Origin of the sequence: Pseudooceanicola lipolyticus, from assembly GCF_002786325.1 — a bacterium.
Taxonomy (GTDB): Bacteria; Pseudomonadota; Alphaproteobacteria; order Rhodobacterales; family Rhodobacteraceae; genus Pseudooceanicola_C; species Pseudooceanicola_C lipolyticus.
In genome coordinates this window covers 1-866 of the sequence record NZ_PGTB01000391.1, presented here as the reverse complement: position 1 = coordinate 866, position 866 = coordinate 1, and the positions used below count along the sequence as shown (strand labels likewise).

Here is an 866-nt window from a genome sequence, read left to right as displayed (position 1 = left end):
CAACCGGCGCCGCAGCGGCGGTTGTGCCGGTTCCGCCGCCAGCGTCAGGGCAGCGGCCTTTCGAATTGGCGCCGCGCCCGCACCGGCCGGGCCGGGTTGCCCTGGTTGACCCACCACGCTTTCAGGTTGCGAAAGGTGGCGCCGCGCGCCGCCAGAACCGCGCCCTCCCCGACGCTCACACCGGGGCCGACAAAGGCGCCGGAACAGATCCAGGCATTGGTGCCGATCTCGATCGGGCGGGTCAGCAGGCGGAACTCCGGGCTGTCGATCTCATGGGTACCGGTGCACAGGCAGGCATCCTGCGAAATCACCGCATAGGCGCCGATCCGGACCGGTCCCTGGCAGTAGCAATCCACGCGTGGCCCGATCACCGCACGCGGTCCGACGCTCAGGTTGGGCGGGTACCAGATGCGGGCCGAGGCGCGAATATCTGCGCTCGGGTGTACCTTTGCACCGAACAGCCGCAGCAGCAGCACCCGCCAGCCCCGCATCTGGCGCGGCGTCCAGCGCGCCAGCAGCAACCAGGCAAGGATCCACAGCGCCCGGAACAGCCGGTTGGCCAGCGAAAAACTGGCCCGCCCGGCAAACATGGTGTCGCGCATATCCGGGCTGGCGGGCCGCGGCACCTTCCCGGTTTCGGGGAGCGGAAATGGCGGGGGCGGCCGCTCGTGAAAGCCGGTGCCCGATGGCAGATACCTGTCGTTCAGAGCCATGTCAGCCCTCCCTGTGACCGTTTCATTTCGAAGTGCCGCCGCGCACCTGCGGCTGCGCCGGCCCGGTCCGCCAGCCCGCCGGCTGGCCGGTCATCCGCGTGACATCCACCGCAAATCGCCCGAGTATCCTGTCGCCGTCCCAGCGTTCGACGG

The 866-nt window shown here is 69.7% G+C and carries 1 protein-coding gene; it reads right to left on the bottom strand.

The window, feature by feature from the left end; genetic code table 11:
- Positions 1–44 precede the first annotated feature (44 nt).
- Positions 45–713, bottom strand: a complete 669-nt coding sequence (locus tag CVM52_RS26155; RefSeq protein WP_240621091.1) for an LbetaH domain-containing protein — start codon at positions 711–713, stop codon at positions 45–47.
- Between the last annotated feature and the right edge of the window lie 153 nt (positions 714–866).

Coding starts and splice junctions, on each gene's coding strand:
- CVM52_RS26155 (WP_240621091.1), bottom strand. CDS start 713: ATGGCTCTGAACGACAGGTATCTGCCATCGGGCACCGGCTTTCACGAG.